The following is a 20,400-nucleotide window of genomic DNA, read 5'->3' on the forward strand; positions in this document are numbered from 1 at the left end:
CATGACCACAGACAAGACCTCCCCTTACGAAATCCACGACGACCGCTTTCGCCATCTGATCGTCGGCAATGCCGAGCTGGAAGAGCTTTATTCCGGTTGCCGCTGGGCCGAAGGCCCGGTGTGGTTTGCCGATCTGAACTGCCTGCTGTTCAGCGATATTCCCAATGAGCGCATGTTGCGCTGGGTGCCGGATGGCGGGATCTCGGTATTCCGCCAGCCCTCCAACTTCACCAACGGCAATACGCGCGACCGGCAGGGGCGGCTCGTTTCCTGCGAACATGGCGGCCGCCGCGTCACCCGCACCGAAGTCGACGGCTCGATCACCGTTCTTGCCGACAGCTACGGCGGCAAGCGGCTGAACTCACCCAATGACGTGGTGGTGAAATCCGATGGCAGCGTCTGGTTCACCGATCCAACCTACGGCATTCTGTCCGATTACGAGGGCTACAAGGCGGAACCCGAACAGAAGACGCGCAATGTCTACCGGCTCGATCCCGCAACCGGAAAAATCGACATCGCCATCGACGACTTCGTGCAGCCGAACGGCCTTGCTTTTTCGCCGGATGAGACGAAGCTTTACGTTGCCGACAGTTCCTATAGCCACGACGTCACCCGCCCGCGCCATATCCGCGTCTTCGACGTGGTAGATGGCGTAAAGCTCACCAACGGCCGGGAATTCTGCAATCTCGACAATGGCCTGCCGGACGGCTTCCGTCTGGACACGGCCGGCAACCTGTGGAGCAGCGCCGGCGATGGCGTCCACTGCTTTTCCCCCGAAGGTACGCTCCTCGGCAAGATCAAGGTGCCGCAGACAGTCGCGAACCTCACCTTCGGCGGCCCTAAAAAGAACCGCCTGTTCATCACCGCGACGAAATCGCTCTATTCGGTCTATGTCGCCGCAACCGGCGCGCAAACGCCTTGATCTACTGAAAAACCGGAGGAAACGGGCCGGGAAGGAACTGGCAAGACGGGTTCACCGCGCTATAAAAGCGGAATGAACGACGATTCCAGCCCCTTCCTGGCCGACGACATGGCGATGGACGGCGACACGCCGGCCATTGAACCCACCAGCCGGATGCTGTCCTGGGCGCGCAATTCTGCGCTCTACCGGCTGGAACAGCGCATGATGACGGAAAAGCAGCTGCGCGACGCCATCATGCGCAAGGCGCGGGAAAAATTCGATGATATCAGCCCGGCGCAGGTCAGGGCGCTTGGCGAATTTGCCGTAACCTTCGCTTATGGCATCAAGGCGCTCGACGACACGGCCTTCGCGGAAATTACCGTGCGGAGCGGCCAGCGCAGCGGCAAGTCGAAACGCGGGCTCGCGCAGAAACTTCAGGTCAAGGGCATCGCCCGGGAAACGGCAGCCGTCGCGCTTCAGGAAACAAACGATCTCGTCGCAGCCGTCATCTTCGCGCGCAAGCGCGCCTTCGGGCCGTTTCGCCGTGTCGAACTGGACGAGAAGCGCAAGACCAAGGAATTCTCCGCTTTCGCCCGTAACGGCTTCGGCTTTGAGATCGGCTCGAAAGTCATGGCGATGACCTTCGAAGAGGCGGAAGAGATTATCGCTGAAGCGCCGCTCTGACCGCTATTGCGGCATGGGATGCGTTTTCAGATAGGCGATCAGATCCGCTATATCGGTTTCGCTCCACAGCCCGAAAAAGCGCATGGCATTTCCCGGGATCGCCTTTTTCGGGCTGGCGATGAATTTTTGCAGTTCCTCTTCCGACCACACCCGGCCAGCCGCACCGGCATCCTTCAGCGCCTGCGAATAGTGGCCGTAATCGGTGACGGAAGCCATCGGCCTGCCGACGACACCCATCAGATGCGGCCCCATGCGGGTGCGTGGCGTGTCGACGCTGTGACAGGTGGAACAGCGGCTGAAGACTTTCTCCCCATGGGCCGCATCGCCCTCGGCAAAAGCGGCTGTCGCCGAAAGGAAAGAACAGACGGTTACTGCCGCGACACTTCTGAATGTGGAAATCATGGCCCGGATAATACAACGCCCTCTCCGTCTGACAACGAAGAGGGCGTATTTTGACATGCGACAGAATGCCCGGCCGGGGCCGGGCACTTTGCCGATCAGTTCATGGCCGTGAGCGTCACGGAGGTGCCGGTGGCGGCGAGGTTGAGACCAACCTGACCCGTCACGCTGACCGTCTGCAGCTGGATGGAGCCGGACGTGCCGCCAACGAGAACGTTGGTGCCGACGCCGAGACCGACGGTGACTTCAGCCGTTGCGCCCTGATAAAGGCCGCCGAGCGAACCGCGGTGGTAACCGGCGGTCGGGGCGAAAACGGCCCAGACCAGACGGCCCTGCGTGGTGAAGCCGAGGTCGACACCCATCTTGCGGATGGCGCCGGTGTAATGGTCGGTGCGACGGGCGCCCATGGTGGACTGGAAGGTGCAATCCAGTTCCTTGGCCGAGCCGAGAACGTAACCGACGCCGCCGCCGATATCGCAGGTGAGGTAACCGATCTTGACGCCGTTGCGATCGTCCTGCTCCTGCGGAGCCGGCTCATATCTCGCGAGGTCGGCAGCGAGGGCGGATGCGGTTCCGCCGAGGCCCATCGTCAATGCGGCAAAAGTTACGGCAACAGCCTTTTTCATCTGATTTTCTCCTGTTTTATTCCTACCCGCAGCAGCCCTTCTTGCCCTCTCCGGATATTGAATTCCGCACTGTTAACGTTTGTTCCCTGAAATCGATCCAAAACAACTTAATTGGAGGCGATGAAAGCGGAACGGTTAACAATGTCTGATGGCGGTAGGACGCCATTAAGACATTGTTAGGGCGGGAAATACGTGGGGAATCGCCATCAACAGCCAGCGTTGCCGGCCGTTGTTTTGCTGCAACAACCTCAAAGCGGCAGGGCGACGGGAAAGCCGGTGGCGGCATGGGTCATGACATCCATGCGGACACCATAGATGCGCTGCAGCGTCTCCGGCGTCATGATCTCCTGCGGCGTTCCCCGCGCGATAAGCTGGCCGGAATGAAGCGCGACGATCTCATCGCAGAAGCGCGCCGCCATGTTGACGTCGTGCAGCACGACGATGACGCCGAGACCCTTTTCGCGCGACAGTCTCTGCACCAGCGAAAGCACTTCGATCTGGTGCGCCATGTCGAGCGCGGAGATGGGTTCGTCGAGAAGCAGGCTCTCGGCGTTCTGGGCCACCAGCATGGCAAGCCACACGCGCTGGCGCTCACCGCCTGAAAGCGTATCCACCAGCCGGTCGCGAAAGGCGACGGTGTCGGTGAGTTCGATGGCTTCGTCCACCTTCTCCTGATCCGCTTTGGTGAACTGCCCAAGCGCGCCGTGCCAGGGATAACGGCCGAGCGCCACCAGTTCCTTGGCCAGCATGCCGGAGGCGGCCGGCGTATATTGCGGCAGATAGGCGAGCTTTCGCGCAAATTCACGATTGCCCCATGCGCCAAGCGCCTTACCCTCGAATGAGACCCCGCCCGCCGTCGGCTCCTGAATCCGCGCGAGAATCTTGAGCAACGTGGATTTTCCCGAACCGTTATGACCGATCAGGCCGATGGTCTTGCCGGTCGCAAAACTGGCCGTCAGCGGCTGCAGCAATGTCCTGCCCGGCACTTCCATGGTCACGCCGTCGAGAGAAAAAAGCGGAATATCGTCATAATCGACGGCAAGTGCTGCCTGACCCATGGTTCTCATCTCCGTACGTCGTTCAAGAAATTCATCATCGCCTGCCTGAAAGCCAGATCAGATAGGGCGCGCCGGCAAGCGCCGCAAAAAGCCCGAGCGGCAGTTCATAGGGAAAGGTGACTGTCCGTGCGCCAAGATCGGAAAGCGCCATCAGCACCGCGCCGAACAGGAAGGAGGCGAGGAGATGGTCGCGCGGCGTGGTGAAACCGGCGCGAAGTGCAATATGCGGCGCCATCAATCCGACGAAACTCAAGGGACCGACGAGCAGCGAGGCAGCCCCGGTGGCAATGCCCGCCACCGCGATGACGGCGACGCGCGCCGCATCGAGCGGCAGACCGAGGGAGAGCGGCACATCGCGTCCGAGCGGCAGGATCGTCAGCCAGCGCGTGACCGATAACGCCCCCGCCAGCAGCACGACGGAAAGAATGGCGAGAAAAATCGCCGAAGCCGGCGTCGCCGTCGAACCCGAGCCGCTGAGCCAGGCGAGGATCTGCCATGCCCGCTGGTCGCCAATGGCAAGCAGCGCCGAGAGAACGGCCGAGCAAAGCGAACTTATGGCGATGCCCGCGAGCAGGATTTTTTCCGGCGCGAGGTGCCGGCGCATGGAAAACAGCAGGACGAGGATCATGACGGCCGCAGAGCCGATGCCTGCGCCGCAAAACAGTTCGAAAAGACCGGCGGCCGGAAAAATCGTGATGGCGGCGGCAAAACCGAGGCCGGCACCGCCGCTGACGCCGATCACCTCCGGGCTTGCCATGGGATTGCCGGTAAGCCGCTGGAGAAGCGCGCCCGCCATAGCCAGAAGTCCGCCTGCTGCAACGGCCGCCACCAGCCGCGGCCAGCGGAACGGCAGCAGGCTTTGCAGATCGTCAGCCTTCAGCACCGTCCAGCCATCGGGCCCCTTGCCGATGGCAAGCGCTGCAAAAACCAGCCCCGCCATGACGGCCAGCACCGGCAGCAGGGCCCTAAGCCGACGTCTTGTCGCCAGCTCGACGCCTTCACCGCGCTGCACATCGGTCGGCCGGATTTTCGGCAGCAGCCACAGAAGCAGCGGGCCGCCGATCAGGGCCGTTACCGCGCCGGTCGGAAAAACTTCGGCGGTCGTGCTTGCCAGAAGCTGCACGAGACCGTCGCAGAACCACAGCAGTAGACCGCCCAGAAGCGGGGAAACCAGGAGCACCGAAGACGAACGCCGCACACCGAGCGCCCGGGTGAGCGCAGGTGCTGCAAGGCCGATGAAGCTGACGAGGCCGACCGCCGAAGCAACGAAGGCGGCCAGCATGACCGCGACGGCGGCGACCGCCAGCCTGATCGAAAACAGCGAGACGCCAAGCGATCTTGCACCGGCATCGCCGAGGCCGAGGACCGTCAGCGGCTTAATCAGCAGGCCGGTCAGCATGAGCCCGGCAACAAGCTGAAACGCGAGGGACAAGGCGTTCGACCAGTCCTGCTGGCTGAGCGAGCCGCCGTTCCAGACGACCAGCGACATCAGATATTCTCCCTGTGCCAGCGTCAGCGCGGCGGAAACGGACGCGGCGGTGATGCCGACCAGCAGCCCCGACACCACCATGGTCACCGGCTCGAAGGAGCGTCGCCAGCCGAGAAGAAACACGATGCCGGCCGCACCAGCCGCGCCGGCAAGCGCCACCAAAGCGCGGTTGCCATCCAGCACCGACGGAAAGAACAGGGTGGCGATGACGATGGCCAGTTGCGCGCCGGCCGAGATGCCGAGCGTCGAAGGATCGGCAATCGGATTGCGCAGCAATTGCTGGAACAACGCGCCCGACAGGCCGAGCATCGCCCCCGCCAGAATGGCGACCGCCACGCGCGGCATCAGGCTGAAGGCGAAAATCACCTGATCCATCGACATGGTGGCAGCATCGAACGGCAGGCCGGGCCATGCACCGAAAGGCAGCCGTAACAGCCCGGCATGCAGGGAAAGCCCGCAGGCCAGAACGAACAGCAGCCCGAAGAAAAGCTGAAGAGGCCGCGCCGTCACAGGGCTTCTCCCTGCGCCGAGAGCGCTTCGGTCAGAAGCCGCGCAAAGCGCATGCCGGCGGTGATGCCGCCATAGGGACCGACATTGCCGAGCGTCAATAACCGGTTTTCCCGCACGGCGGGCAGCGCGCGCCATATGGCGCTGCTGCGCAGGGTTTCCCGCGCCTCGACCGGAATATCGGAGACGATGACGATGCGCGCATCGGGCGAAGCGGCGAGGTTTTCAAGCGGCACCGGGGCCGCGAAGGTGAATTGCGAACGATCCACCCAGGCATTGGCGAGTCCCAGCCGGCCAAGAACATCCCCGAACATGCTATCCGCACCGAAAGCGCGAAAATGCCGGGCGTCGCCGATATTGATCACATAAGTCGGCCGCGCCGCAAAACCGGCAAGGCGGGTCCGCATGGCTTGCAGCGTCGCTTCCGTTTCGCCCAGAACCCTGCGCGCCTCATCGGCCTTGTCAAGCTTTTCGCCAAGGGCGGAGACCGCCGCCAGCGCCTTTGCGAAAGGCGGCTCGCCCTTCACATAAAAGGGCAGCGAGAAGACCGGGGCAATCGCTTCCAGCCTGCCGGTATAGCGGGTGTAGAAGGGCGAAATCAGAATGAGATCGGGCCGGGTCAGTTGCAGAAGCTCGAAATTCGGCGCGCCGCGCAGGCCGAGATCGGCGACGGTTGCGGGGATTTCCGGCTCGACCGCGTCCGCCCGAAACTGGACGAGCTCGGTCGCCGCCACCGGCATGACGCCGAGCGCAACGGCGGTTTCCAGCATGGCCCAGTCGATGGCGGCAAGGCGTGGCGTGACCGCCGCGCGCGCCTTGCCAGCAAGAGCCGAAGCAGCGAGCAGGCCTAAAAATTCCCGCCGCCCCCAAAGGGGGGACATCCATCGATCCTTGCGCGTCATGCCCCTGCTGCTTCACTTTGATATGGCGTCACCAACGATAGGTCAGCTTGCCCATAACCGTTCTTCCGTCACCGTAATAGCATCCGAAAGTCGAGCAACTAGAAATATATTCTTTATCAGTCAAGTTTTGCACCAGAAGCGAGGCGCGGTAGCCGTTCTTCTCGTAATGCACGCCGAGATCGAGCAGGGCGAGGCCCTTCATCTCGAAGGTATTGGCGGCATCACCATAGCGTTTTCCGACATAACGCACACCGCCGCCGATGCCGAAACCCTCAAGGACGGTATCTTCCGGGAAAGTGTAATCCAGCCAGAGGCTTGCGGCGTGCCGCGGCGTGCTGTCCAGCTCCTTGCCGTTATTCACGCGGCCGGAGACCTCGCTGTCCATGTAGGTATAGGCCGCGCGCAGGTCGAGCCCGTCGGCAAGGCTTGCGACGCCTTCAAGCTCGAGGCCTTTCACATGCGCCTCGTCCATCTGCTGCGTCACGCCGCCCACCGTCGTCGTAACGTTTTTCTGTGTCAGATCGTAGATCGCGGCGGAGAAGAAACCGTCGAAACCCTCGGGCTGGTATTTGACGCCCGCCTCCCATTGTTCGCCGGTGGTCGGTTTCGGCGCATCGCCGACAGCCGGCTGCGGCACCGGTTCGAAGGAGGTCGCGTAACTGACATAAGGCGCGATGCCGCCATCGAACAGATAGCTGACGCCGACGCGGCCGGTCAGCTTGTGATCGTCCTTATCGAGCGAACGGTAGGTGGTGCCGTTGAAGGTCGTGCCGCTGGTGCTTGCCCAGTCCTGCCGCAGGCCGGCGGTAACGCGCCAGTTCTCAAAAGCCATCTCGTCCTGCGCATAAAGGCCGATCTGGGAAATATCCGTCTTCACATCGGCATAAAGCGTGCGCGAGGTGAGGCTGATCGGTCCGCCATAGACCGGATTGACGGGATTGAGCGGCGTCGCGGCCCAGAATTCGGTTTTGACGTTATTGTCGAAATAACGGTAGTCCAGCCCGACAAGCAGGGTGTGGTCGATTGGCCCCGTGGAGAACTCCGCCTGCAGGCTGTTGTCGATGTTGAAGGTGTTCAGCAACTCGTCCTGGAACGTCGCATTGCGGCGGATGAGATTGCCGATCATGCCGCCGCTGGTCGAGGACATGCCGAGCGCGCGGTAGGACCAGTCGAAATTGGAATAACGCGCATTCTGCCGGAAGGTGAAGGTCTCGTCGAAACGGTGCTCGAATTCATAACCGATATTGGTGAATTTGCGGCTCGACGTATCGAAGGACGGATCGCCGACATAAAAGCTGCGATCCAGCATATTGCCGGGTCTGAGATAGGTCAGCGCCGGCGGCAGGCCGGAGGGCGAACTCGGATTGTCGTGCTGATAGGAGGCAAGAACCGTCAGCTTCGTATCCTCGTCCGGCTGCCAGGTCAGCGCCGGTGCGATGAAATAACGGTCGTTCTGCAAGTTGTCCGTCTGGGCATGGGCGTTGCGCGCAAGGCCTGTCAGGCGATAGGCGAAACTGTCGCTATCCGCCACCGGGCCGCCAATATCGAACATCGACTGGTAATAGTCGAAGCTGCCGATCTGCACACCGACTTCGCCGAACCGTTCGAAGGTCGGCCGCTTGCTGATGAGATTGATAAGGCCGCCGGGATTGCCCTGACCGAAAAGAACGGAAGCAGGCCCGCGAATGACTTCCACGCGCTCCAGACCGTAAACCTCATAGGAAGGCGCACCGGCGGTACGCATCAGCCGCAGACCGTTCAGGAACTGCAACTGGTTTCCCTGGAACCCGCGAATGCGCGGCGCATCGAAACGCGGATCCGCCCCAAACGGCTGCGCGACGACACCCGGAACATAGTTCAGCGCCTCGCTGAGATTGCGGACGTTCTGAGCATCCATCTGGTCCTTGGTGATGACGGATACGGATTGCGGCGTCTCGATCAGGGATCGCCCCGTCTTGGTGGCGCTGGCGCTGGTTTTCGCCACATAGCCTTTCACCGGCGCCTTGGGATCCTGATTTTTGGCGCCCTCCACGGTGATGGTCTGCAGCACCGTCGTACCGGCCTCCTGCGCAAGGGCGGAAGCCGAGGCCAAAAACGCCACATAAGCGATGACGGCGCAACCGCCAGCCAGAATGGAAATGTGTTTGGTTTTTCCCTGCACCCCAAGACCCTTCGTCACCTGCGCCACCATAAGGCGGTATTTTTCTGGAGAATTTAAGTCATCTTATTACGCAAGGGACGGATTGCGATCCAATAAGCGCAGCCGGTTTTTTTCAGAACTATTGATTATGAAAACTCGCAGCGATAATAGCTTGGAATTATTCAAATCTGCCGGGAAAGGCCGTGACGATGGGCAGGAAACCGGCAAGCCGGGCAGAAACATTCGAATTGCGTCACCTGCGCTATTTCACCACGCTGGTGGATGAGCGCAATTTCGAGCGCGCCGCCGCCCGCCTCGGTATCGCCCAGCCGGGCTTGAGCCAGCAGATCATGGCGCTCGAACAGATTGTCGGCATGCCGCTTCTCGACCGAACGCGCCGCTCGGTGAAGTTGACCACGCCCGGACAGCTTCTCTACGAGGACGCCCGGAAGATCCTCGCCAATGCCGAGGCGACGCTTGCGGCGCTCAAACGTGTCGACCGCGGCGAAACCGGGCGCATTTCCATCGGTTATGTCGCCTCGGCCGCCTATTCCGGCCTGATGATCCGATCCATCGCCAGTTTCCGCGCCTCCCATCCCGATGTGGAACTGCAATTGATCGAGATGGAGATGCGGCTGCAACTGGCCAAGATTGCCGACGGCAATCTGGACTTCGCCTTCATCCGCCCGCCCGCGCCTGTTCCGGAAGGTGTGACAACCCATGTGGTGCTGCGCGAACCGCTGATGGCCGCACTTCCTGAAAACCATCCCCTGGCCTTTGCGCTGCAGGTCGATCTGAAAAACCTTGCCGGCGAGACCTTCATTACCCCGCGACAGCCGCCGGATGTCGGCTTTCACTACAATACGATTGAAGCCTGCAATGAAGCCGGGTTCCAGCCGGCGATCAACCCGGAAGGCAGGGACTACACCACGATTACCAGCATGGTGGCCATCGGCCTCGGCGTCGCGCTGGTGCCGCGCTCGCTTAATTGCCTGAGGTTGCCCGGTGTGCGCTATGTGCCGCTTGCGGCCAGTTCCACGACCTCGGACCTCGCTATAGCCCACCGGAAAACGGAAGCCTCTCCCGCCGTCAGGGCCTTCATTCTCCATATGCGCAATTGAAGCGGCAGCACCCGCCCGCCTGCCGATCCCGTGGACGAAAAATCCGCCATCACCCGTTTGCGCCGCATCGGCGGCAACAGGCGGGAGCGGCGTAACCGCATGGGATTGCGAAAGGAATGACGCTCTTGCGGGCAGGCCGAACACGAGGCCGAAATCCTGTCCGGATATTTCCTGTCCCCGCTTTTCCCCGCAGCCGCAGCGCATCCCATAATCGCGGCAGATTTTAATTTACGGGAGACAGCAATGGCTGAGACTTACGAACACCACGCCGCCGGCCTCGAATCGCCGGCATCCCACGCTTTCGATGTGGTTCCGGACGATACGAGCCCGCTTTCTTCCCCCACCCGCGCCATCTATGTGGGCAATGGCGGCCATCTCTGCCTGACCCTGCTTTCCGGGGCGACGGCGACCTTCCAGAACCTGCCCGCAGGCAGCCTGCTGCCGGTCAGGGCCACGCGCATATTTGCAACGCGCACCACCGCCACAGGCATCGTGGGCCTCAATTAAGGCCTCTATCGTCTCGACAATCTCAAACAGCACCACCGAACGGCCACGACGGAGTGTGACACTTCCATGACAAGCTTTCAGGTTGATGTCAGCAAAATGACGCATCCGCCGTTGATCGGCCCATGCGGCAGCCTGGACGACGGCGTTTTCGCTCCGTCTCCGTTGCCGCCGGCCTATTGGAAATCTGGTGGATCTGACAGTGGCTCTTTTTACCGCGAAAGCGACGGGAACAGTAACATATCGTCTGGAAATCGGCAGCGTGCCGCTCAGCCTGCTGACGGCGGCCTATCTGCTGTTTTTCACGAACCGGACATTCTGGTCGAAGGTTCACACCTATCTTTCCGCCTATCCGGTCGCCATCGTCGCGCTTTATGCCGCCATGGCCGCCCTGCTCGGCGCCATGATCATCATTTTTTCCGCCAAATATCTCATCAAGCCGTTTTTGATCTTCCTCGTCTTCGCGGCGGCGGCCGCTTCTTGGTTCATGGATCGCTACGGCATCGTCATCGACAGCGACATGATCCGCAACGCCATGGAGACGACGCAGGCGGAAGCCGGCAATCTGATCACGCCCGGCTTTCTCTGGCACATGGCGATTTACGGACTGGTGCCGTCCCTCCTCATCGCCGCCGTCCGCATCAGACACCGGCCGATCCTCGACAAGCTTTTGTGGAACACGATCAGCATCCTGATCTGTCTTTCCATCGCCGGCATCATCAGCTTCGCCAATTCCAAGACCTTCACCACCGCCGTGCGCCAGCACAAGGATATCGTCAAAAGCGTCAATCCCCTGTCGCCGATCATGTCGGCCATTCATTACTTCACGCTGGCGGGCAAGGAAGTCGATATTCAGGTCAGCCCGGTCGGCGGGGATGCGAAGGTCCTGCCTTCATTGGGCGGCGTCCGCAAACCCCGCATCACCGTCATCGTAGCGGGCGAGACGGCGCGGGCCGCGAACTTTTCCCTGAATGGCTATGGGCGCGATACCAATCCCGAGCTTACAAAACGCGGTGTGGTCTATTTTCCGAACACGACCAGCTGCGGCACCGCGACGGCGATTTCCATTCCCTGCATGTTCTCGAAGTTCCCGCGTTCGGAATATAGCCACAAAAAGGCGCTCGCCAATGAAAACGTCATGGATGTTCTCGTCCATGCCGGGGTCAGCGCGACATGGCTGGACAATAATACCGGCAGCAAGAACGTGGCCGACCGCATCCCCTATTTCGACCTACCCTCCACCAATGACAGCCGCTTCTGCACCGGCGGGGAATGCCGCGACGATATCTTCTTCGACAAGCTCGACTCCTGGCTCAACAACGTCACCAGAGACAGCGTCATCGTGCTGCACCAGATGGGCAGCCACGGGCCGACCTATTATCTGCGCTACACCGACGAATTCCGCAAATTTACCCCGGATTGTCGCACGGCCGAGCTTGGCAACTGCTCCGACGCGGAGATCGTCAACTCCTACGACAACACGCTTCTTTATACCGACCATTTCCTCTCGACCGTGATCGACAAGCTGAAGGCCCGTTCCGACAGGCTGGCGACGGGCATGATCTATGCGTCTGACCACGGCGAGTCGCTTGGCGAAAACGGCGTCTACCTGCATGGCGCGCCCTATCTTCTGGCGCCCGACCAGCAGACCCATGTGCCGTTTCTCGTCTGGTTCGACGATGACTTTGCGAAATCCATGGGGCTCAACAAAGCCTGCCTCGCAAAAACCGCAGCGGAGGGCGGGCGCTCGCACGACAATTATTTCCACAGCATCCTTGGCATGATGAATGTCTCCACTTCGGTCTACGATCCCTCGCTCGATGTATTCGGCGGCTGCACCCAGCGGCAGAACAGCTGAAACACCGTGCTTGACGCTTATCCGGAGAAAGAGATACGCAGGACGAAGCGATAGAGGGAGCTGTCTTGCGGGTTCTGCTTGTTGAAGACGATCATGTGCTGGGCGAGGCGCTGCGGGACCATGTCGCGGCGGCGGGTCATGCTGTCGACTGGTTCAAGACGCTCGGCGACGCCATGGCGGCGACGCTGACGATGGGTTACGGCCTCATCCTGCTCGACATGCGCCTGCCGGATGGCGAGGGCATCACCCTTCTGCAAAGCCTGCGCCAGCGCGATGACGCGACGCCGGTGATCATTCTGACGGCCCATGACCAGGTCTCCGACCGGATCGCCGGGCTGAACGCCGGTGCGGACGATTATCTGGTCAAACCTTTCGATCTCAACGAGCTTTCGGCCCGCATGCTGGCGGTTTCGCGCCGTTACGAAGGGCGTTCCGCTCCCGTCATCCGCCTGCCCGGCATAGAGATCAACCAGGTGGCGCGCAACATCACGGTCGATGGAACGGCGCAGACGCTGAGCGCCCGGGAATGGGCCGTGCTGGAAAAACTCGTCGAACATCCCGGCGCGGTCGTCTCGAAAGCGCAATTGCACGACACGCTTTATGAATTCGGCGCGGAAATAGAAAGCAACACGGTCGAGGTCTATATCAGCCGACTTCGCAAGAAAATCGGCCATGACCGCGTCGAAACCGTGCGCGGCGTCGGCTACACCATTCGATAGTCAGAATTACAAGCAGGCAGAAATGGCCAGACCGACCAGCATGACCCGCAAGCTCGTGACGGCGCTGACCAGCGTTGTCGCCATATCCTGGCTTCTCGCCTGCGGGCTGGGCGTCATGGTGATGCAGGATGAGTTCGCCGAAATTTTCGACGCCGGCGTTGAGGAAACCGCCGAAAGACTGCTGCCGCTATTGGTGGACGATCTGAGGGAAAACAACACCGCGCCTGCCGCGCAAAAGCTCAACCGGACGTCGGAACGGGCGGAATATCTGACCTATCAGGTCCGCGACCGGGAAGGACAGGTGGTGCTGCATTCGCATGACAGTTCGACGGAGCCTTTCGAGGTCTCGCTCGAACCCGGCTTTTCCGAAACCGCGACCCAGCGCATCTTTACGGTTGCGACACCGGACGGAAACTATTTCCTGCAGGTTGCCGATGCCTTCGCCAATCGCCGCGAAGCAATCGAAGAGGCGGGCACCGCGCTGCTGCTTCCCGTTCTCATCCTCATTCCCGCCAGCATTTTCGCCGTCATTGTCGTGGTGCGCAGAACGCTGCGACCGATACAGACCCTGCGCGACGACATTGGCAAAAAGGACGGCGGCAATCTCGCGCCGCTGCCAACACAACCCTTTCCGGGCGAGCTCCATCCCATTGCCCGTTCGGTCAATCTGCTGCTCGGACGATTGCGATCGGCAATCGAGGCGGAACGGGAATTCACCGCCAACAGCGCCCATGAATTGCGCACGCCGATTGCCGGCGCGCTGGCGCAGGCGCAGCGGCTGCACGCCGACATACCGCCGGAACTTGCGCCGCGCGTGGAAAACATCGAAAAATCCCTGCAGCATCTCGCCCACCTGGCCGAAAAACTGCTTCAGATGTCGCGCGCGGAAGCGAGGATCGGGGTCACCGACACGGCAAACGATCTCATCCCCGTTCTCGAACTGGTTATCGATGACATGATGAGAACGGCCATCGGTTCATCCCGCATCCGCTTCACCAATCGCTGTGAAGGCGGCCTGTCCTGCAGGATCGGCGCGGATGCCTTTGGCATCATCATCCGTAACCTCCTCGAAAATGCGCTGATCCACAGCCCGGCGGAAAGCCCGGTGCAGGTCGTCGCCGAAGCGGACGGCACGATCCGCATCGTCAATTCCGGGGCGGCGATCGACGCGGCTCTCCTGCCCAAGCTGACGACGCGTTTTACCAGGGGCCAGACCACGGCGGACGGAACCGGGCTTGGCCTTGCCATCGTCAAGAGCCTGGTGGAGCAAGCCGGCGGAGAGCTGGTGCTTTCCTCGCCGGCGCCGGGCCGGCAGGACGGTTTTGAGGCCCGCATCGCCATTCCCGCCGAAGCCGCCTGAATGCTAAAAAGAAAAAGCCCCATCGGAAGGACGGGGCTTTTTCCGGTCTGGATGGCGGTCGCTCAATCCTCGTGGATATGGCTGTGATCGCGCGTATCGCGCATCTTCACATAAACCACCAGCGACAGGGCGATCATGATCGTCACATACCAGAAGAACCAGTTTTCGTGGCCGATCTGCTTGAACTTGAGGGCCACGAATTCCGCCGTTCCGCCGAATATGGTGTTCGCCAGCGCATAGGGCAGAGCCACGCCAAGCGCACGGATATGGGCAGGGAACATTTCCGCCTTCACCACCGCATTGATGGAGGTATAGCCGGTGACGATCAACAGGCCGACCAGAACGAGGGCGAAAGCCATGATGGGATCGGTCGTCGTCGAAAGCGCGCTGAAGATCGCATAGGTGAACAGCGTTCCGAGAATGCCGAAGCCGACCATCAGCGGCTTGCGGCCGATCCTGTCGGACAGCGCACCCGCAATCGGCTGACACAGCATGAAGACGAAGAGCGCCGCCGTGGTGATTTCCGTGGCGCTTTCCTTGCTGAAGCCGGAGGTGTTGACGAGGAATTTCTGCAGATAGGTCGTATAGGCATAAAAGGCGAGCGTGCCGCCGGAGGTCAGCGCCATGACCATCAGCGCTTCCCTTGGATAGTGCTTGAACAGCGCCCATCCGCTGGACTTCGGCTTGTCGGCAGCTCCAGTCTTGGTATTTTCGAAGGATTGCGTCTCGACAAGGCCGCGGCGGATATAAAACACCGCAATCGCCAGAAGGCCGCCAATGAAGAAGGGAATGCGCCAGCCCCAGGAGCCGAGCTGTTCCGGCGTCAGAACCCGCTGCAGCACCAGAAGCACCGCCAGCGCCAGAAGCTGACCGGAAATAAGCGTCACATACTGGAAACTGGAGAAGAAACCGCGACGGTTCTTGCCGGCCATTTCGCTGAGATAGGTTGCGCTGGCGCCATATTCGCCGCCGACGCTGATGCCTTGCAGAAGCCTTGCGAAAACCAGAATGGTCGGCGCGGCAATGCCGATCGCCTCATGGCCGGGCGTAATCGCGATCAGCAGCGAACCGAGACACATCAGCGTGACAGATAAGGTCAGGCCGGCTTTGCGGCCCTTGCGGTCGGCATAGGTGCCCATGAACCAGGCCCCGATGGGCCGCATCAGAAATCCGACGGCGAAAACGGCGGCTGCACTCAGGAGCTCGGCGGTCTGGTTTCCGGAAGGGAAAAACACCGGCGCGAAATAAAGGGTGAAGGCCGAATAGACGTACCAGTCGTACCATTCGACGAGGTTGCCCGCCGATCCGCCGATAATGGATTTCAAACGGGTTTTCTGGTCCGGCGCGGTGGCGGGACCATTTGCCATAATATTCACGGGTAAACTCCAATTCATCTTCGTCTGGAGATGGAAGGGCGAACGGAAGGTGTGATAATTTGTCGCTCTCGGTGGGGGTATATACCCGTCATGTTGCAGTGCGCAAGTTTATACCGCATTGCAATATTGCCGAAAAATCAGCCCACCACGCCCACCGATGATCCGCCTTGTAAGCCGCCCGCGCTCAAACTAAAAAATATCAATGATTTACGATATATCGGACGTTCAGATCGAAAAGCTTCTCATTGCCGCCGCCCGTGCCGGCGAGGCGCTGGCGCGGCTGGACGAGCGGATCGACCGGTCACCGATGAAACACGGCTTCATCGAAAGACAGGATTTCACCGATGCGATTTCCTCCATGTGGGTGGATGGCGAACTCGTTCACATGGAAGATCTGGTGCTGCATGACGCGCATATGGATGTGCGCGCGCCAACCCATGAAATGACGGCGGCGCACCGGATTCTCCGCTCGAGACGGCTGATCTTTTCCAATCCCCCCGGCTGGGCCTTTACCGCGCCGGGCCTTTCAAGGCTACGCGGCAGGGCGGCACTTGCCCAAGCGCCAGAGCCTTCCAGACAAACGCTCGACCACGCCCGCGATGAAGACACCGACGCTGAGGAGGAGGAAACATCGCTGGATGGCGCTTTTTCCGAGCTCGATGCGCTTCTGGCGCGAAGCGCCGCAACGCTCGACGCGATCACCACCGGTAGCGCGCTTCCGCCAATGCACAGGGAGGAAAGCCATGCGATCATCAACGAACCCGACTGGGACGAGGATGAGCGGCTGAAAGAATGGTGGAACGTCCATGCGCGGACGGAGGAACTGCCGGCGATTCTTCGCACCGCCATCCTGCTCGACGCCTGGAACATGATCGAGGTGCTGCAACGCAGCCCCTGGCTCGGCCGGCTTCTGGCCTCCGCCTTTCTGCGCGACGGCGCCGTCACGCCCGATCACCTGCCGGCCCTCAGCGCCGGTCTCCGCACGGTCCCGCGGGAGCGTCGGCACGCCCGAAACCAGACACAGCGCGTTCTCGCACTTCTCGACAGCTTTTACGAAGCGGCGCAGGCCGGCATGAAGGAACATGACCGGCTGGCCCATGCGCGTGAACGCATGATGCGCAAGCTGGCAGGCCGGCGTTCCTCCTCGCGCCTGCCGGAACTCGTGGAACTTGTCGTCTCCCGACCGGTGGTTTCCGCAGCGATGATCGTCAAGGAACTCGGCACCACACCGCAGGGCGCGATCGGGCTCGCCAACCAGCTGGAACTGCGGGAAGTGACCGGTCGCGGCCGGTTTCGCGCCTGGGGCATGCTCTAGCGAAAGCCCCGTCGCAAGAGCCCCGAAAAACGGCGGTATCTCGGCTTTTTTCCGGCAGAGGCGTGCCGCAGGAATGCAGCGATCACGAATCTTAACAAAATTTAACTATTGCGTAGGTCGATGAAGCCGCTATGTTCCTCGCTGCGTTGCAGCACCGATTTTCTTCTCCGGCAACGCGGTCGCATTCGGCCCCGGCAACTTTTCTTTGCCGCCCGCATTTAAGTGTCCATTCTGAGGGAGATGCAATAATGACAATTTCAATCTCACAACCCGATTCCGATCACGAAACCGATGCTCCTTTTGCCAAAAAGGTTCTCACCGCGCGCAATCTAGCCGGATATACGGTCGAACAGCTTGCCGTGACCTGCGGCCTGACGACCAGCGAAATACGCGCGCTCGAAGACGGCACGGACAGCGATCCGCTGCGCATCAGACGCGTTGCCGCAGCTCTTCATATTCCTGTCGAAACCGTTATCTGATCCGCCTTAGCGATCATCAAAAATCTCAGCGCCGCCGGGGACGATGTTCCCGGGAACATCCGGGCGGCGCGCGTGGCCTGATGCCGCCTATCCCTTCCGGAACATTTTCCGCGCCTCTCTCTTAACATTTTCGTTATCCGGCACCACATGGGGTTCACGAGCGACCATGTTGGCCGAGTGCGACATGCGCCCCGCTTGTGCGAGAGCAGCAACAACCTCCGGAATCCTGCCATGACACTAAGTCTCGACACCGAAGAACGGGTTTCTTCAGCATTGGATGAATTGTGGCCAGCGGAAAAGACGGAAATTCTCGACTGGTTGATCACCGGTACCAAGGACGAACGCTTTATCGACGAAATATTCGTCGAGCTCTGCAACAGGCTGCGGGCGAGCGGAATTTCCGTGGCGCGGGGCGTGCTCGCTTTCCGCATTCGCCATCCGCAATGGCTTGGCGCGCGCATTCTGTGGAAAGCCGGCCTGTCCTCCGCCGAAATCGCCACCTATGGCTATGGGTCTGAAAATACGCCCGAATATCTGAACAGCCCTATCAACGACATTCACCAGGGCGCCACCGAAGTCCGCCACCGGCTGAACGGAGAGGACATCGATGAGCCCGGCTATACGATCTACGAAGACCTGCGGGCCGAGGGGCTGACGGATTATTGCGCCTGGCCGATCGAGCACACCTTCGGCAAGCGCCATGTCGCCAGCTTCTCCAGCGACCGGCCCGGCGGTTTTTCCGACAGTGAAATCCTCGCCTTGAAAAACCTGCTTCCGGCGCTGGCGCTCGTCAGCGAAATACGCCTGAAGAACCGCATGACGCGCACCCTTCTGGAGACCTATGTGGGGCCGCATGCGGGCGAAAAAATCCTCAATGGCGCCACCACGCGCGGCAGCGGCATGACGGTGGGGGCGGCGATCCTGATCTGCGACCTGCGCAATTTCACCCATATTTCCGACCTTTGGCCGCGTGACGATGTCATCGAGCTTCTCAACGGTTATTTCGACGCCATGTGCGATCCCATTGAGGAATTCGGCGGCGAAATCCTGAAATTCATGGGCGACGGGCTGCTGGCGATTTTCCCGCTCAGCAACCCGCAGGCCTGCGAAAACCTGCTGAAAGCCATCGCCAGCGCCCAGAAGAGCCTCGTCGCGCTGAATGAAATCAATTGCCGCAAGGGCCACGATCCCCTGGGTTACGGCATCGGCGTGCATGTCGGCGATGTCATGTATGGCAATATCGGCTCGAAAACCCGCCTCGATTTCACCGTCATCGGCCCCGCCGTCAATATCGCCTCGCGGCTGGAAACGCTGACCAAGGAGACCGGACGCAATGTGCTTTTCTCCGAAGAATTCGTGCGTATGGCCGGATATCAGGGAAAGCTGGAAAATCTCGGTCCATGGCTGCTGCGCGGCCTCGAAACCCCGGTCGAAGTATATGCCCTGCCCCACAATGCGGCCCTGACAGATTCGGCCGATTGATTATCGCGCGGGGCTGTTCACGACACCGGCCATCCGCGCCGCATGACCTTCCCGAAGAGCGATTTCGGCCGTCTGGATCATCGTCAAAACGCTTGACACGTCTGCGATGTCGATCTAGCAAAATGGAACATATATTCCATATCGAAACATTGCTTGCATTCATATTCTGTCTTTCCGGGAGTGAGGGACGGGTGTGAGAAACCGGAGGAAAGATGGTTACGAAATTGGCACTGCTCGGCGCTGGACGGATCGGCAAGGTCCACGCCAAGGCGATCACCACCGACAGCCGTGCGCAGCTGGTGGCCGTTGTGGACGCCATGGCCGGTGCTGCGGAAGCAATCGCCCGCGAGGCGCAGTGCAAGGTCAGCACGATCGATGAGGTTCTGGCCGACAAGACGATCGATGCCGTCATCATCTGCACTCCGACCAACACCCATGCCGACCTGATCGAGCGTTTCGCCCGCGCCGGCAAGGCGATCTTCTGCGAAAAGCCCGTCGATCTCGATGTCGCCCGCGCGGAAGCCTGCGCCAGGGTGGTCGAGGAAACCGGCGCGAAGGTGATGCTCGGTTTCAACCGCCGTTTCGACCCGCATTTCCAGGCCGTTCACAAGGCAATCGACGATGGCCGCATCGGCAAGGTGGAAATGGTGACCATCACCAGCCGCGACCCCGGCCCGCCGCCGGCCGAATATATCAAGGTCTCCGGCGGCATTTTCCGCGACATGACCATTCATGATTTCGATATGGCCCGTTTCCTGCTCGGCGAGGAAGTGGAAAGCGTGTTTGCCACCGGTTCCGTCCTCGTCAATCCGGAGATCGGCGCGCTGGGTGATTTCGACAGCGCCAGCATCATCCTGACGACAAAAAGCGGCAGACAGGCGATCATTTCGAATTCCCGCCGCGCGACCTATGGTTACGACCAGCGCATCGAAGTGCACGGTTCGCTCGGTTCGGCCGCGGCCGAAAACCAGCGTCCTGTTTCCATCGAGATCGCCAATGCGGACGGCTACACCCGCCCGCCGCTGCATGATTTCTTCATGACGCGTTATACGGCCGCCTATGCCGCGGAAATCACCGCCTTTATCGACAGCATCGAAAACAACGTCGCGCCGTCGCCCTCCATCAAGGACGGTCTGATCGCGCTGAAACTGGCCGATGCCGCACTGAAATCCGCGACCTCGAAGACGGCCGTGAAGCTCGGCTGAAGCCACAACCGGGACGCTGAGCGTCTTGCTGAACCTTCTGTCCGCCGCGCAATTGTTGACGGCGGACAGCCCTGCCTGTCCCAAAGCCCTCGGCAGCAGGCTCACATCATACTAGCTCTACGCCGACCTGCGGAGCGGCGTGCCCACCGCCCTCATTCCTGTGCTCGTCACAGGAATCCAGCCGGCGCGTGTCTGCGCGGCGGGAGAGACCCCTTTCAGTCCAAGGACTTGGACTGGCTGGATCCCTGTGACGAGGACAGGGATGAGGGGAAAGC

18 protein-coding genes are annotated in these 20,400 nt (G+C 60.8%); 11 read left to right on the forward strand and 7 right to left on the reverse strand.

What is annotated here, in order from left to right; all coding sequences use genetic code 11:
* Position 1: 1 nt before the first annotated feature.
* Positions 2-922, forward strand: a complete 921-nt coding sequence (locus ACQZ40_RS13690) for an SMP-30/gluconolactonase/LRE family protein (protein WP_220318307.1) — start codon at positions 2-4, stop codon at positions 920-922.
* 72 nt (positions 923-994) lie between these two features.
* Positions 995-1,585 carry a recombination regulator RecX gene (recX, locus tag ACQZ40_RS13695; RefSeq protein ID WP_065657411.1) on the forward strand — a complete coding sequence of 197 codons (591 nt, stop codon included), beginning with the start codon at positions 995-997 and terminating at the stop codon, positions 1,583-1,585.
* Positions 1,586-1,588: 3 nt separating this feature from the next.
* On the opposite strand, the gene ACQZ40_RS13700 is transcribed toward recX, so the two are convergent.
* From ACQZ40_RS13700 to ACQZ40_RS13725, 6 genes are all read right to left on the reverse strand, one after another.
* Entirely contained in the window at positions 1,589-1,987 is a 399-nt protein-coding gene (locus tag ACQZ40_RS13700) for a c-type cytochrome (protein WP_065657412.1), read from the reverse strand.
* A 95-nt stretch (positions 1,988-2,082) separates the two neighbouring features.
* Complete coding sequence (locus ACQZ40_RS13705; RefSeq protein ID WP_003522107.1) at positions 2,083-2,610, reverse strand: DUF992 domain-containing protein; 528 nt, start codon at positions 2,608-2,610, stop codon at positions 2,083-2,085.
* Between the two features lie 248 nt (positions 2,611-2,858).
* Positions 2,859-3,668, reverse strand: coding sequence for an ATP-binding cassette domain-containing protein (locus tag ACQZ40_RS13710; RefSeq protein WP_174040167.1), 810 nt, complete (start codon positions 3,666-3,668; stop codon positions 2,859-2,861).
* 34 nt (positions 3,669-3,702) lie between these two features.
* Positions 3,703-5,667, reverse strand: coding sequence for a Fe(3+)-hydroxamate ABC transporter permease FhuB (fhuB, locus tag ACQZ40_RS13715; protein ID WP_448748158.1), 1,965 nt, complete (start codon positions 5,665-5,667; stop codon positions 3,703-3,705).
* A complete protein-coding gene (locus ACQZ40_RS13720; protein WP_448748159.1) occupies positions 5,664-6,566 on the reverse strand; it encodes an iron-siderophore ABC transporter substrate-binding protein in 903 nt (300 codons plus the stop codon). The genes fhuB and ACQZ40_RS13720 overlap by 4 nt, the downstream gene beginning before the upstream one ends.
* 28 nt (positions 6,567-6,594) lie before the next feature.
* Entirely contained in the window at positions 6,595-8,757 is a 2,163-nt protein-coding gene (locus ACQZ40_RS13725; protein ID WP_448748160.1) for a TonB-dependent siderophore receptor, read from the reverse strand.
* Between the two features lie 158 nt (positions 8,758-8,915).
* On the opposite strand from ACQZ40_RS13725, the gene ACQZ40_RS13730 reads away from it, so the two are divergent.
* From ACQZ40_RS13730 to ACQZ40_RS13750, 5 genes are all read left to right on the forward strand, one after another.
* Positions 8,916-9,827 (forward strand): LysR family transcriptional regulator, encoded by a 912-nt coding sequence (locus tag ACQZ40_RS13730; protein ID WP_065657513.1) that lies wholly within the window; start codon positions 8,916-8,918, stop codon positions 9,825-9,827.
* A gap of 243 nt (positions 9,828-10,070) precedes the next feature.
* Complete coding sequence (locus ACQZ40_RS13735; protein WP_448748161.1) at positions 10,071-10,334, forward strand: spike base protein, RCAP_Rcc01079 family; 264 nt, start codon at positions 10,071-10,073, stop codon at positions 10,332-10,334.
* A 187-nt stretch (positions 10,335-10,521) separates the two neighbouring features.
* On the forward strand, positions 10,522-12,189 hold the full coding sequence (locus ACQZ40_RS13740; protein WP_448748162.1) for a phosphoethanolamine transferase: 1,668 nt from the start codon (positions 10,522-10,524) through the stop codon (positions 12,187-12,189).
* A gap of 65 nt (positions 12,190-12,254) precedes the next feature.
* On the forward strand, positions 12,255-12,908 hold the full coding sequence (locus tag ACQZ40_RS13745; RefSeq protein ID WP_020010073.1) for a response regulator transcription factor: 654 nt from the start codon (positions 12,255-12,257) through the stop codon (positions 12,906-12,908).
* Between the two features lie 22 nt (positions 12,909-12,930).
* Complete coding sequence (locus ACQZ40_RS13750) at positions 12,931-14,268, forward strand: sensor histidine kinase (RefSeq protein WP_125146154.1); 1,338 nt, start codon at positions 12,931-12,933, stop codon at positions 14,266-14,268.
* A 62-nt stretch (positions 14,269-14,330) separates the two neighbouring features.
* Here the strand turns inward: ACQZ40_RS13750 and ACQZ40_RS13755 are convergent, their stop codons facing one another.
* The gene (locus ACQZ40_RS13755) at positions 14,331-15,635 is read right to left on the reverse strand and encodes an MFS transporter (protein WP_448748176.1); all 1,305 of its coding nucleotides are present in this window, start codon (positions 15,633-15,635) and stop codon (positions 14,331-14,333) included.
* Positions 15,636-15,846: 211 nt separating this feature from the next.
* Between ACQZ40_RS13755 and ACQZ40_RS13760 the strand changes: the two genes are divergently transcribed.
* The 4 genes from ACQZ40_RS13760 to iolG all read left to right on the forward strand — a co-directional run bounded on the left by ACQZ40_RS13760 (position 15,847) and on the right by iolG (position 20,125).
* The gene (locus ACQZ40_RS13760) at positions 15,847-16,959 is read left to right on the forward strand and encodes an RHE_PE00001 family protein (RefSeq protein WP_448748163.1); all 1,113 of its coding nucleotides are present in this window, start codon (positions 15,847-15,849) and stop codon (positions 16,957-16,959) included.
* 248 nt (positions 16,960-17,207) lie between these two features.
* Complete coding sequence (locus ACQZ40_RS13765) at positions 17,208-17,438, forward strand: helix-turn-helix domain-containing protein (RefSeq protein WP_003522093.1); 231 nt, start codon at positions 17,208-17,210, stop codon at positions 17,436-17,438.
* A 231-nt stretch (positions 17,439-17,669) separates the two neighbouring features.
* Entirely contained in the window at positions 17,670-18,920 is a 1,251-nt protein-coding gene (locus tag ACQZ40_RS13770; RefSeq protein WP_448748164.1) for an adenylate/guanylate cyclase domain-containing protein, read from the forward strand.
* A gap of 212 nt (positions 18,921-19,132) precedes the next feature.
* The gene (gene iolG / locus ACQZ40_RS13775) at positions 19,133-20,125 is read left to right on the forward strand and encodes an inositol 2-dehydrogenase (RefSeq protein ID WP_448748165.1); all 993 of its coding nucleotides are present in this window, start codon (positions 19,133-19,135) and stop codon (positions 20,123-20,125) included.
* Positions 20,126-20,400: the final 275 nt, after the last annotated feature.

It is taken from the genome of Agrobacterium sp. 16-172Ci, assembly GCF_053522725.1.

Coding starts and splice junctions, on each gene's coding strand:
- ACQZ40_RS13690 (WP_220318307.1), top strand. CDS start 2: ATGACCACAGACAAGACCTCCCCTTACGAAATCCACGACGACCGCTTT.
- recX (WP_065657411.1), top strand. CDS start 995: ATGAACGACGATTCCAGCCCCTTCCTGGCCGACGACATGGCGATGGAC.
- ACQZ40_RS13700 (WP_065657412.1), bottom strand. CDS start 1,987: ATGATTTCCACATTCAGAAGTGTCGCGGCAGTAACCGTCTGTTCTTTC.
- ACQZ40_RS13705 (WP_003522107.1), bottom strand. CDS start 2,610: ATGAAAAAGGCTGTTGCCGTAACTTTTGCCGCATTGACGATGGGCCTC.
- ACQZ40_RS13710 (WP_174040167.1), bottom strand. CDS start 3,668: ATGGGTCAGGCAGCACTTGCCGTCGATTATGACGATATTCCGCTTTTT.
- ACQZ40_RS13720 (WP_448748159.1), bottom strand. CDS start 6,566: ATGACGCGCAAGGATCGATGGATGTCCCCCCTTTGGGGGCGGCGGGAA.
- ACQZ40_RS13725 (WP_448748160.1), bottom strand. CDS start 8,757: ATGGTGGCGCAGGTGACGAAGGGTCTTGGGGTGCAGGGAAAAACCAAA.
- ACQZ40_RS13730 (WP_065657513.1), top strand. CDS start 8,916: ATGGGCAGGAAACCGGCAAGCCGGGCAGAAACATTCGAATTGCGTCAC.
- ACQZ40_RS13735 (WP_448748161.1), top strand. CDS start 10,071: ATGGCTGAGACTTACGAACACCACGCCGCCGGCCTCGAATCGCCGGCA.
- ACQZ40_RS13750 (WP_125146154.1), top strand. CDS start 12,931: ATGGCCAGACCGACCAGCATGACCCGCAAGCTCGTGACGGCGCTGACC.
- ACQZ40_RS13755 (WP_448748176.1), bottom strand. CDS start 15,635: ATGGCAAATGGTCCCGCCACCGCGCCGGACCAGAAAACCCGTTTGAAA.
- ACQZ40_RS13760 (WP_448748163.1), top strand. CDS start 15,847: ATGATTTACGATATATCGGACGTTCAGATCGAAAAGCTTCTCATTGCC.
- ACQZ40_RS13765 (WP_003522093.1), top strand. CDS start 17,208: ATGACAATTTCAATCTCACAACCCGATTCCGATCACGAAACCGATGCT.
- ACQZ40_RS13770 (WP_448748164.1), top strand. CDS start 17,670: ATGACACTAAGTCTCGACACCGAAGAACGGGTTTCTTCAGCATTGGAT.
- iolG (WP_448748165.1), top strand. CDS start 19,133: ATGGTTACGAAATTGGCACTGCTCGGCGCTGGACGGATCGGCAAGGTC.